Here is a 12,158-nt window from a genome sequence, read left to right as displayed (position 1 = left end):
TGAATATCTTGTCTAAAACTATTATTCTGCATACATCCCCCAAATTCATGAGAATTGTATACTTCTATTATTCGAAAGTAATCTTAAGATTTTCTAAAATTAACATAATACACCTTATACGAAATGCGTTATAATTATCCTTATAATTCAACGCTGTAGTTCCTAGTTGATAGCCCGAGTTTCCATGACCGGGCTTTTTTTATGATTTTTCACGTTCCACGCTTATTATTTGATCAATGTTTCACGACTTTGTTCATATCAGTTAAACAATCGTAGTTAATCATAGGGTCTAAAAAAACGGCTCCAAAAGCCCCTTTTCTCCGGTTCCTGGTCAATGTGCTCCGGTACTGGAATCCGCTTATTTTCCACCTGCTCCGGAGTAGTCAATCCGTCATCTTTCGGCTGAGTTTGGATCTCTACTTCTACAGGAGTTTCTCTTGGTTGAGTAGTCAATACATCATAGTTCGACTCACTTTTTGACCTAGTATCTGTTGCTATATCTAATTTTGGGTCGATAGAACTAGTTGTATAAGCTTTTGGAGCTTCTAGTAGGCGTTGTATTGCTTCAATTTGCTCATCTTTAACGTGTAACTGATCATTCTTAGCTTTTAGTTCCTCACGTTGGAACTGCTCACGCTCATGAGCCTGTTCAAGCTGTTTTTGAAGCATGTAAACCTGCTGTTCTAATAGGTGAACTTCTGACAACTTTCGTGTTTCGGTTGTCTGTGAACTGTTTACATTTCTAGAAGGTTCACCAAAGACTCGAATAGCTTCGGAAAGATCAATTTTACCGTCACTATTTTTACTTAAATTACCTTTATTAACTTGCTTATAAATGGCTTGACGAGTTATTCCATAGAGATTTGAAAGCTCAATAACAGATAGTGATTTCATCTTGTAATTTTGGTTGTCCATTATGTGAACTAAAATACATTAACAAACAGTCAACTGCTACATACACAATCGACCTTTATGCCTTAAAGCCTAAATTTTTAAGATGAGGAATAAGTTGTTTTTGTTTTATTGGATCTCGCAGCATATCTTTAATTTTAATAGCTAAGTCGTCATAACTTTCACCTTGTTGTGCTAGGTGAGATACTTCATGTAAGCGTGAAAGCTGATTACCGAACATATTAATTTGTGAATCTGTCAATTTATAAAAATTATTCTGTTCGGATTTATGCTCAATACTTTTTGATTTTTCTTTAAACGTGAAGTGAATGTGTGTGACTTTTCGACCTGTCTTTATTTGCTCGTAAGATACATTTAAAGGGCTATGTTCATTGATTTGAACTACAGCAGTATCAATAACCCATCTCTTTAAATCAGCAGACAATGGATATCTTTTCCCTAACTCCAACATACTTCTTAGAGATTCGATGGAAATCTCTCGTTTTCCTATGGAACGATATTGGCTTAGTAGCTCATAAATACGAATAGCATATGCGCTACTCATACCAGCAATATCAGATAGCGAATACTTAGTGAATTCACGGCTTAGATTAGAAATGAACGGCAAAATTTCTTTAGAAAACCGAATTCCTACAACGCTTTTACTTTCTAAAAAGCGTATGGATTGAATCCATCTCATTTTGATTGACTCATCATCAATAGCTAAATTAATTGATCTGTCATATAAGCGGTTTACACCATCTTTTAGATCTCTATAAGCTGTTTTTTCATGAACCCCAAGTTTTTTTAAATCATCAATAGTTACGCGATAAATTTCATCATCTGTAATATCTTCAGCCCGACTAATCTTACTAATAGCTGCTAAGACAATCCGTTGTTCTGTTGAGCTGAGTTGATATGAAGCCTCAATTACTTGATTTGATTTAACTACTAATTCTTTTTTAGATGTACTCATCATTTTTAATTCGATAAACTAACTATGAGTAATATAATTCTCTCATATTTGGTAGTCAATCCCTCATAGTTAAGTAGTCAATCCCTCATAGTTAGTAGTCAATCCCTCATAGTTAGTAGTCAATCCCTCATAGTTAGGAGCTGAAAGCCTTTCTGTTAAAGCCTTTCAGATAGCCTAAAAGATTTAAAAGATTTAAAATATATTAAAAAGGAAAGAATGAAAAATTGCCCTATGTTTTCGCTACGCTCAAACTCTATTGAATCTCGCTATCGCTCGATTCTTGGGGCAATTTTTAGTAAATCTCGTTATGACTTTAAAAAAAGCACAAACAATTCGGAATTCGCTTCGCTTATAGTGCTTTTTTTACTCGCTTTCGCTCGTTCTAGAATCAAATTTTGGCATTTGATTTACGCTCTTTTAGATTTCACATACTAAAAAACAGTTTTTCAAAGAGTCGAAGCGCGAATTTTAGTTATGCCGCTCGTAGACACTCGCTCGGTATATACCTTCTAGGTATATTGTGAGTTTTGAAATGGATCTTGATTTGTATTTTTGCAAAATAAGCTAAATGCTCTTGTTTTGCGATTACAGCCACTTTATTGATTTAGACGTAGCTAACTCAAAAATTGGTTTAAAAGTGGCTGTAATCGCATTTTATTGCGGTTTTAAGTGACTATCTGCTTCAAAGATATAAAGTTCTGTACCGTGGTCATCATATTCACATAATCCTTCAATAACTTTGATAAACAATTCTCTGCTTCGAAAGTAGTTTTCAGTTCTTGGATGAATATATTGATAAAGCGTGGTGTTACTGACCATTCTGAAAAAATTTTGGTTATTGACGATGGTATTTTTAACTTTTTCTGGATCTATATTTTCGGTTGATAAATTAAGTTTGTTCCAGGCGGCTAGTACTGCTCCACCTAAAGCATATTTGAGCTGATTTTCTGCATTACGTTTCTTTTGGGCGTCTGTCAGTTCTTTATGACTTTTTTGCAAAATTTCGCGCTTGTGTTCATTCTCCAGCCGGATCCGGTTTTCCAAGGCTGCTTTTTCAATTTTCTGGTAAGACTCCAGGGCACGATCCAGGCGGAAGAAATTATCCTGATCCATTTCCTGTGTCAGTAATGCCAGAATTTCTGTTTCGTTGGCCAGAAGGGGCTGCTGGTTTTTATCCTTTAGCTTGATCTGTTCAATGAGGGCCTGTCTTTTTAAAAACTGGTTTTTATCACGGTCTGCAGCTTTCAGTAGATTGAGCTGTTTGTCATTGAATATGCCATTTGCTTGTTGAAGCAAGGTCAAAGCCTGCTGCTGGTTTTTCTTGAGGAAAGGGAGATTTTTAAGGAACTGCTGTAATGTCATGAGGTCATTTGAAGTGAGTATTTTCGCAGGTCTTCCACGGGCCGCCATCGCATTCTCCAGCATAAAATGGGTGAGGTTTTTGTGTTTTCAGTTTAGCATAGGCCGGCACGGGAAGAATTAAAAAAAATGTGGGAACATTTTTTTTAATTCTTAAGCTCGTTTCCGTGTTTTTAATTCGATATAATTACTACGCAATTATATCGAATTAAAAACACTTCTCCTCGTGCTCCGCAGGCTCTGCGAGGCTCCGTGAATTTGAAGGTGGGAATATGTTCTACTGCAATCTGGAACACACAACAAAAAAGGCCGTGAAGACCCGATCCGGAAAAGTGAAAAATGGTGCCACGGCCAAGAACCGGTTTCATTACATTAGCCGGACTTCGCATTTCAGAAATTACAAAGAAAGTGCTTCAGAACAGATTGAGTTTGTCAGATCGGGGAATATGCCGAATTTTGCTGAAGGGAAGCCGGCTGAGTTTTGGGAAGCTGCTGATATTTATGAACGAAGTAATGGCCGCACCTGTTCCAGTATGGTGGTGGCCTTGCCCAAAGAGCTGAGTCAGGCACAGCGGATTGAACTGGCCGAGCAATTCATTAGTGAGTTTGCAGACAGTTACCGCTATCCATTCACCTGTGCCATTCATAATCATGCTGGGTCCTTGGGAGGGAAAGAGCAACCGCATTTGCATTTCATGTACAGTGAGCGGCATGTGGATGGCATCGAGCGGACAGCAGAGCAGTTTTTTAAGCGTTATAATCCGAAGGATCCGCATAAAGGCGGGGCACAGAAGTTAACAGCTGATGTGTTAGGCATGGGAAAGGCGCAGCTGCAGCTGTATCGGCAGAAGACTGAAGAGCTTATTAATGAAAGTCTAAGGTATTATGCTCCCACCAAGATGGTGGAAATCCGGGGCATTCAGGTCGAGGTCCCTAGCCTGGTCAGCTGTTTATCCAATCAGGAATACAATAAGAAGCATGGCACACAGCTGAAGGATGTGCCTGTGATGAATAAGGCCGTCCGTTTTGCGCGTGAGAAAGAGCCAGCGTTAGTGGCCGAACGGGAAAGAATGACTGCTGAAATTAACCGGTTACGTGCTGAAAATAATTATGAGTTGTATCGTCCATTTTATGAGGCTGAATTAGAGAATCGAAAAACCATTGAAGAACAGCAAAAGCAAGTCGAGACTCCACGGACACGGCAGCGATGGTATGCCCAAGAAAAGTTATTGTTTTTACAACAGAAGATGCTGCAAACCTTATTGCAAGATCGTCAAACGACCCAACCGCTTAGGTTGATTCAGCATGATTTACAGACCTATATAGACCTTTTGAATACCGAGTCCTTCGATCGAGTCGAGAGGTTCGAATACTTAAGGGATCTTGGCCAACAATTAGAGGGTTCAGTTATTCAGATCGCCTCTATTGATGAAGAATTGGCATTTATTCAGCGGCAAGTCATCGAACGTGTGCCTTTGCAAATGAGGGAAAAGGCTATCGCTCCTGAAAAGACAAGGAATCAAGATAAGGATAATGGTTTTAGTCCTCGCTTTTAAGCCGATTATTTAAGGCACGCCACTGCATAAGCAGTACTGCTTCTTCATCTTTAATTGTGGTTTCTCCAGACTGGATCCGCTCAAAGCGTTCCCAGGATCTTTTTTCATGGGCTTTTTTTTCTTTGGGGTTCATGCCAAAGGTGGTGATAGATTGGGCTGTTGCCCAATCCTTACGATCCATTTCTTTGAGATACTCACTTGTACTGAATTTTTTCATGGAAAATACTTCCTATAAGGGGTTAACCGAATTATTTGATATCTAATTCCCTAATGTGACAGAACCTAGAATTCCAACTATTAAGCCAAATGCAGAATCTTCTACTTGTATTTTAATAGATCATTCTACTTTTAGATTCTTTTATTTCTAGGGAGGTTACTATAGTAAGGCTATGATTAATATAGTTTTATTGGGATTACTGGCGAATTTTAGTTTCTTGAAGAAAAAGTAATATATTATTTATAAATCAATAGTTTATAAGATTAGTGGCGAACTTTAGATGACAATCTTCTAAAATTGTCATCTAAAATTCGCTCATAACTCATATTTTTTATTTATATCAATATCTTATATGTTGTTTTTTAAGCCTTATTAAATAAGCCTCACAATAGCAATAAATAAGTATAAAGAAACAAGTGCAGCGGAAATTTTAACCCTCTAATTCTTTGTTATTAAAAGCATGCTCAAAGAAGCAAATAAACAATTAGAGGGTTATGCTTTTCTTATCCAATTCACTACACTTTCCATTGTATAAATCATATGAAGCGTGGACACTAGATCCGCGCTTTTTTGAATTTCGCATAAGAGATTTTATGTTAAATATCTTTCCAAAGCTAAATTAAATAAAAATTACGTTTAAATATATAGAAACATTGTTTTATTTCCGAATTAAATAGAAAGTTGTGTATTATAAAGTGTCTCAAAAAAACTCTTATGTGCTTTAATGGTTCTTATATGACATATAAAATTGATTTTTTCCCTCTGGAAGGGACATTTTTTTTAGAAAATTGTGCTGCACTCATTAAAGAAAAAAGATTAGAGAAGAAATTACGTCAGCAGGATATTTCTGAAATGATTGGTATTTCATTATCTACATATAAAAGGATTGAGCAGGGGAATCCCAACGTTGAACTAGGGTCTTTTATAAAGGTTTTATGGCATTTAAATATCTTAGATGGCTTAGCAGAAGTTTTACCTAAATCTAAAAAGATGACTGATTTACAAAGAGTAAGACTGAAAAAAAGTTCCTGGGAGGATTTTTAATTGAAACAGAGCATTTATATTTATGCTCAAAAGCCAGATGCTCTTGAGTTTGAGACTTTAGGTAGGTTAACAGTTGAAAATGGAGAAGGCGAATGGGTCTATTCCCCTATTTATGAGGGACCTTGGGTTCCAGATGAAGTCCATTACCCTTTACCTTCACTTCAAGATCGAGGAAAAATTTTTCCAGTTAAAAATAACAATGGTCTTCCTGGTTTTATTTTAGATTTAGTACCTGATAATTGGGGTAAGTCATTAATTAAAAAAGTAATAAGAAAAGATATTGGGCATGAATTTACGGACTTAGATTATTTACTTTTAGCACAAAATAAAGATAGATCAGGGAACTTAGCTGTTGGAGGTAATAAAAGACCACCTAAAAATTTGACTATTGAAAATTTTCCTAAGTTTGAAAGAGCTGGTGATTTCATACAGTTAGTAGAACTAATTCGATCTGGTCAGGCGGTTGAAAATATTAATTTAGCTCTTTTCCAAACATCTTCAGGTGGTGCAAGACCTAAAATAACATTAAGGGATGAACATGACTTATATTTAGCTAAACCTAAGGATAGAGATGAATTAGTAGATATTCCTAAAGTAGAGTTCTTATGTTTACATTTTGCAGCTACTAAAGGGTTAAATGTCGCAGATCACTCATTGGAAATCATATCTCATCAAGGTAGTGAAAAGAGTTTGCTTGTTTTGAAAAGGTTTGATCGTACTTATAGTAAAGAACATCAAATCTTTGAAAGATATCCAATGGTTAGTGCTTTAACTCTTTTAGATGCTGATTGGCCTATTGATAACAGTAATCGTTGGAGTTATCCATTGTTGGCTAATGAAATGTTAAGGAAAAACATACCATTAGAAGACATACATGAGCTATATCGAAGAATGGCTTTTAATGCATTAATAGGTAATGATGATGATCATCCAAAAAATCATGCCTTTATATATATTGAAGAACAATGGAGATTAGCTCCATTATATGATGTTGTTCCGCACTATGGATATTCACCCCCAAGATTAGCAATGAGAATTGGTGTACAAGATAGTTTAATAAACAGGGAAAATTTTTTATCTCAGTGTTCACAATTTTTATTAACAGAAACTCAAGCAGCTGAAATATTAGATGAAGTTGCTTCGTGGGAAGATGAGTTAAGAGAACTTTATTCTCAAAACTTAAGTTCTCATGATTTTAACTTAATTAACATGGCTTTAGATGGTAATAAACTACTGAAGTAGTATGTATTGATAAAGCCAGTTTATATGTTTGGTTATTAAAAAATCCCAGTAGTAAGACTGGGATTTTTTAATAACATATTTAGATTTCAACACGTGTGGTATTTTTTAAAATCTTCCATTAATGCTGAAGAATCACTAATTAATTTGAGCATGATTTTATTACCGCAAGTTAAACAATACTTATCCCAATTCCTCTCATTTTTAACCTCAAATCTATATTGGCCTTGAGATATAAGATGTTTTTGATTTGCCTTACATTTGTGAGCCCGTTGAGCGATAGCTACACGAGCAGGTATCATCAATGCTCTAGTGCTCATTTGAACTTAATTCCTGCTCTACCTTAGATACTATATGATCAAATACGCTTTCTATAGTGTTTAGTTCGTGGGCTGTAAATTCATGTCGTTCATCTGATTTCCTTTCAACATGTTGGTTTATATGTTTATTTAATAGAGAACATACAAACTCATAGTTGTTCTGCCGAAATGATCTGTCTAAATTTTTACTTGTTGGATTTTTTCCTAAAATAGCTAATATTTTTCCAGTTGCATGTTGTACTTTTTCATTCAAAGCTTGGCGTTGGGCTTGACGTTTTTTAACTTTAGTAACTGGAATTCTCTCTAATTCTAGTGCTTGTAATAAGTCATCAATATTGCCAGATACTCCGGCATTACGCAGATAGCGTAATGCTTCGATTGCTTTAGGATCATCTATTAAAGTTGATGTATCTAATGAGACATCAGACTGTTCTCTAATATCAACTTTCTCAGAGTTTTCTATTCTTGGTTTTAGGATTTCAGAGTTTGTAGAACCTGAAGGAGTGAACTCTTTTTCTGGTAATAGTTGGTCAAAATATGCTTTATCAGCTGAACTAAATTCCTTAAAGTCGGCCCAACGTTTAGCTATATTTGAACCTGCATGATATACAACTATCCCTTGGTTAATCATACTACGAGGAGAGTCTTGTTCAATAACACGCATGATTCTGCCAACAAATTGAATAAATGGAGATAAGTTGGCAAAGACACTAAATACAGCTGCAACAGATAAATATGGATGGTCAAAACCTTCTGTTAGTTTTCTTACTTGTACAATTACATCTAATTCATGAGCTTTTAATTTTTTTAAAACGGCATCATTCTTTTTACTATCTTCTCTTGTATGCACATAATCAGCAGAGAAACCTCTTTCCCTATATGCTTGAACTACTTGGATACAGTGTTCATAGTTTAGAGCAGAGGCAATAATCTTTAATCTATTATCATTGTTAGCATTACGTAGCTCCATAAGTTGATGAATAGAAGCATCAACAATTGTGTCTAAAGTTTCCTTAGATGTGACAATACTTCTACGGAAATCTGCATCCTCCTCTCCTAGTCTTATTACTTCTTCAAGAGATACTTCGACTTCTTGACTGTCTTTATAACGTATATATTTTAATGTTTTAGGATTAAGCCTTATAGCGGTTAACTCTTTTACATATCCTTTTTGAATAGCTGTTTGAACAGGGAAGGTATAAATAACTTCTCCTGACATAATTTTTCCATCAGATCGTTCAGGTGTTGCACTGTAATTTACAATTGCAGCTTGGGAAAACTTAGTTTTCAAATTTTCCCAAGTTTCAGCAACACTATGATGCCCTTCATCAAAAATTATGACATCAAAAAAGTCATCAGGTAGATTATTTAACCAGCGATTATTGTCTCCTTGTAGTTGCTGAATATTGGTAATTACTACATCAGACTCTTCTAAATCAGATAGGTTTGTATCTTTGCTACGAATTTCTACTGGTTCTGGAAATTCATTACCTTTTAACACTGAACATTTTTTATAAAAAGATGTTAATGGTTCAAAATCTTCAAGTAGCTGATTTGCAATAGAAACACCAGGAGCAATTACTAAAGATCTTTTTGACTCAAATGCAAAAGGAGTAAGAGTTATACAACCAGATTTACCACAACCAACAGGAAGCACTATTCCAACCTCTTTATTGGTAGAGGTCTGAAAGTGATTTTTATAAAAATCTTTTAGAGCAAGATATGAATTAATCTGTGGTTCTCTTAGTTTCGGATTATTTTCTATATTTGTTGAAAGTGTCTGAAAAGCATGTGTCATTTTAGAATAGTCCCCTTAATAATGGTCTTATATTGAACTATTTATCATTTTACTCAATAAACATGAAGTTTTAGTTTTTAATTAAGCCAATGAATTAAATAAAAAAGCCCGACATCCTGTCGGGCTTTTTCGTATTGGTTCGCTTGGCATAACTCCTGTCGTGCCGCCGATCCTTGTGCGATTATTTATTTTTATTCTGCGGAACGTCCTGTTCTCTTATGACTTCATGATATTGAATACAAGGGGTTATGAATATCCGCAAAATCCCTAAATCCATGTGCGCTCAGGCGTACAAAATTGGTGAATTTTTATCCCGAGAGTTGTCCGCAGAAATTGGGGATAATTTAAGCAAGCGCTGGCTTGATAACGCAGAGAAAAATGACAAATTGATTAAATATTGATCAATTTTATTGGCAAGAAGTATCAGAATTGCTCAAAAAGAAACCGACTTGTTTCCAAGTCGGTTTTTTGTGGTTTTTTAGGGGGATGAAAATTTTTTAACTATATGAAAAACAAAGATATTTTAAAAAGCATTTCGTATAAGCTCTATTATGTTAAATAATTAAGGATAAAAGCTTTATTACTAAATAGAACAGTTGCTTAAAGCAGTATAGAGTTAAGTTTGCATTTTAATATCAAGTTGTCTTTCAGCACCGATAATCACCATACGAATCCCATTTTCAAAAATGTCATCCGCATTCATATTTTGTAAGGTATTCACTCCTTGGAGCATGAGTGGATATATAGTTGGATCGGCTTCGAATGGTGGGTCTGATCTTATTTCTTCTTGCTGCTCCTCAAGGACCCACCCAACAATAAACCTTCCTAATGTCATAAGTAATGCAACTGCTTCAACAGGAGAAAACCCAGCATGAGATAACAGCGCAACTTGGGCCTCAATCGTGTTGAAATGTCCTTGACTGGGGCTAGTTCTTGCATGTAGACGAGCACCATCACGGTAAGCTAGTAGTGCTCGACGAAAGCTTACAGAATTAGCGAGCAACCAATCTTGCCATGTCATCCCATCGATGGGTAAAGAAACTAAATGGTGTTCATTTATAATGGTTTCCGCCATTGCTTCCATTAACAAGGATTTATTCTTGAAATGCCAATATAGAGTTGGAGATTTAATACCCAATCGTTGAGCTAGCTTGCGTGTGGTTATTGAATCTATGCCTTCTTCATTCAACATATCCAATGCGGTACGCAGGACTATTTCACGTGTCAGACGTTGAGGTGCAATATCTTTTTTACTCATAAATCTATCACTGATAGGGAGTGTGTGAGAGAATATTAATTCTATCATTGCTAGAGAAGGCATTTGTGAAGAAATCATTGAGCGTGATTTTAATCACTATATTTCTGGATGCTGTTGGGATTGGTTTAATTATGCCGATCTTGCCTGAATTATTACGGTCATTGGCTGGAGCTGAAGCAGGCGGTGTTCACTATGGTGCTTTATTAGCTGTGTATGCTCTGATGCAGTTCATTTTTGCACCTATCCTTGGAGCGTTGAGTGACCGATTTGGACGTCGACCTGTATTAATTATTTCAATTGCTGGTGCAACGGCTGATTATCTCCTAATGGCTGCTGCTCCTTCTCTATTGTGGCTATATATTGGTCGTATTTTTGCGGGAATTACAGGTGCCAACATGGCTGTTGCAACAGCTTATGTTTCAGATATTACTCCAGCCCATGAGCGTGCAAAAAGGTTTGGTCTCCTTGGAGCTGTCTTTGGTATTGGGTTTATAGCGGGTCCGGTAATAGGTGGAGTTTTGGGTGAATGGAACTTACATGCACCGTTCTTTGCTGCTGCTTTTATGAATGGGATTAATTTAATAATGACAGCAGTCTTATTAAAAGAATCAAAACACAGCAATAAAATGACTGAGAAGGTTCAGGAGCAATCAATATTAAAGAAATTATCCTATTTGATCACTCAACCTAATATGGCTCCATTGCTTGGTATCTTTTTAATTATCACATTGGTTTCACAAGTCCCCGCAACTTTATGGGTTATCTATGGGCAGGATCGTTATGGCTGGAGTATATTTATTGCAGGTGTTTCCCTTGCTAGTTATGGAATATGCCATTCTATTGCACAGGCTTTTGCTATCGCCCCTATGGTAAAGAGGTTTGGAGAGAAAAATACGTTGTTATGTGGAATAGCTTGCGATGCAATTGGTTTACTTCTTTTATCTATTGCTGTTGAAGAATGGGTGCCTTTTGCGTTGTTACCATTGTTTGCCCTTGGTGGAGTAGCCGTTCCTGCTTTGCAAGCAATGATGTCCAGAGGTATTAGTGATGAAAGACAAGGTGAATTACAAGGGCTATTAAGCAGTTTTAATAGTCTGGGGGCTATAATTGGTCCTGTATTAGTTACTAGCCTCTATTTTATGACTCAGGCATCAGCTCCTGGAATGGTATGGGCATTAGCTGCAATACTTTATGTAATCACCCTACCCTTATTGCTTAAGTATCGCCTGAATAAATATTCTGGAGTTCCATAAAATATTTAATTTATTGGTTTAAAAACTAATGGATTCTATAGTTTATCTAAAATTAACATAATACACGTTATACGAATTCCCAAGGCATGGCTTTTAGTCATGCTTTTTTTATCAAAAGACTATAGCTGAATGATAGCGAGCCAAATCGCATACAATATCTATCATTAGACTTAATGCGATAATTAAATGATATTGTTATCATTAATCTAATAGAATTAAGATTAAATGATAGAAATGAATACACGTA

General features: G+C 35.9%; 10 protein-coding genes. 4 read left to right on the top strand and 6 right to left on the bottom strand.

Going from position 1 to position 12,158, the window contains the following annotated elements; translation table 11 throughout:
• Positions 1-276: 276 nt before the first annotated feature.
• From FTT86_RS14985 to FTT86_RS14975, 3 genes are all read right to left on the bottom strand, one after another.
• Positions 277-894 (bottom strand): plasmid replication DNA-binding protein, encoded by a 618-nt coding sequence (locus tag FTT86_RS14985; RefSeq protein ID WP_026040226.1) that lies wholly within the window; start codon positions 892-894, stop codon positions 277-279.
• 76 nt (positions 895-970) lie between these two features.
• Positions 971-1,870, bottom strand: a complete 900-nt coding sequence (gene repM, locus FTT86_RS14980; protein ID WP_004763517.1) for a replication initiation protein RepM — start codon at positions 1,868-1,870, stop codon at positions 971-973.
• 651 nt (positions 1,871-2,521) lie between these two features.
• The gene (locus FTT86_RS14975; RefSeq protein WP_005175443.1) at positions 2,522-3,277 is read right to left on the bottom strand and encodes a hypothetical protein; all 756 of its coding nucleotides are present in this window, start codon (positions 3,275-3,277) and stop codon (positions 2,522-2,524) included.
• 221 nt (positions 3,278-3,498) lie between these two features.
• Between FTT86_RS14975 and FTT86_RS14970 the strand changes: the two genes are divergently transcribed.
• Entirely contained in the window at positions 3,499-4,782 is a 1,284-nt protein-coding gene (locus tag FTT86_RS14970) for a MobA/MobL family protein (RefSeq protein WP_005175445.1), read from the top strand.
• Here the strand turns inward: FTT86_RS14970 and FTT86_RS14965 are convergent.
• The gene (locus tag FTT86_RS14965; protein ID WP_180181444.1) at positions 4,766-4,999 is read right to left on the bottom strand and encodes a hypothetical protein; all 234 of its coding nucleotides are present in this window, start codon (positions 4,997-4,999) and stop codon (positions 4,766-4,768) included. The two genes, FTT86_RS14970 and FTT86_RS14965, sit on opposite strands and share 17 nt — an antisense overlap.
• Positions 5,000-5,734: 735 nt before the next feature.
• Between FTT86_RS14965 and FTT86_RS14960 the strand changes: the two genes are divergently transcribed.
• A complete protein-coding gene (locus FTT86_RS14960) occupies positions 5,735-6,043 on the top strand; it encodes a helix-turn-helix domain-containing protein (protein ID WP_180181443.1) in 309 nt (102 codons plus the stop codon).
• Complete coding sequence (locus FTT86_RS14955; protein WP_180181442.1) at positions 6,044-7,285, top strand: type II toxin-antitoxin system HipA family toxin; 1,242 nt, start codon at positions 6,044-6,046, stop codon at positions 7,283-7,285. It begins immediately after the preceding gene.
• A 306-nt stretch (positions 7,286-7,591) separates the two neighbouring features.
• Here FTT86_RS14955 and FTT86_RS14950 read toward each other — a convergent pair whose 3' ends face one another.
• Complete coding sequence (locus FTT86_RS14950; protein WP_180181441.1) at positions 7,592-9,400, bottom strand: DEAD/DEAH box helicase; 1,809 nt, start codon at positions 9,398-9,400, stop codon at positions 7,592-7,594.
• A 616-nt stretch (positions 9,401-10,016) separates the two neighbouring features.
• Positions 10,017-10,658, bottom strand: coding sequence for a TetR/AcrR family transcriptional regulator C-terminal domain-containing protein (locus FTT86_RS14945; RefSeq protein WP_004787586.1), 642 nt, complete (start codon positions 10,656-10,658; stop codon positions 10,017-10,019).
• A gap of 65 nt (positions 10,659-10,723) precedes the next feature.
• Here FTT86_RS14945 and tet(39) point away from each other — a divergent pair, with 65 nt between their 5' ends.
• The gene (gene tet(39), locus FTT86_RS14940) at positions 10,724-11,911 is read left to right on the top strand and encodes a tetracycline efflux MFS transporter Tet(39) (protein WP_004856455.1); all 1,188 of its coding nucleotides are present in this window, start codon (positions 10,724-10,726) and stop codon (positions 11,909-11,911) included.
• Positions 11,912-12,158 lie beyond the last annotated feature (247 nt).

The sequence above is a fragment of the Acinetobacter sp. YH01021 genome (assembly GCF_013420255.1).
Classification (GTDB): Bacteria; Pseudomonadota; Gammaproteobacteria; order Pseudomonadales; family Moraxellaceae; genus Acinetobacter.
This window is presented reverse-complemented; position numbering and strand designations above follow the sequence as displayed.

Coding starts and splice junctions, on each gene's coding strand:
- FTT86_RS14985 (WP_026040226.1), bottom strand. CDS start 894: ATGAAATCACTATCTGTTATTGAGCTTTCAAATCTCTATGGAATAACT.
- repM (WP_004763517.1), bottom strand. CDS start 1,870: ATGATGAGTACATCTAAAAAAGAATTAGTAGTTAAATCAAATCAAGTA.
- FTT86_RS14975 (WP_005175443.1), bottom strand. CDS start 3,277: ATGGCGGCCCGTGGAAGACCTGCGAAAATACTCACTTCAAATGACCTC.
- FTT86_RS14970 (WP_005175445.1), top strand. CDS start 3,499: ATGTTCTACTGCAATCTGGAACACACAACAAAAAAGGCCGTGAAGACC.
- FTT86_RS14965 (WP_180181444.1), bottom strand. CDS start 4,999: ATGAAAAAATTCAGTACAAGTGAGTATCTCAAAGAAATGGATCGTAAG.
- FTT86_RS14960 (WP_180181443.1), top strand. CDS start 5,735: ATGACATATAAAATTGATTTTTTCCCTCTGGAAGGGACATTTTTTTTA.
- FTT86_RS14950 (WP_180181441.1), bottom strand. CDS start 9,400: ATGACACATGCTTTTCAGACACTTTCAACAAATATAGAAAATAATCCG.
- FTT86_RS14945 (WP_004787586.1), bottom strand. CDS start 10,658: ATGAGTAAAAAAGATATTGCACCTCAACGTCTGACACGTGAAATAGTC.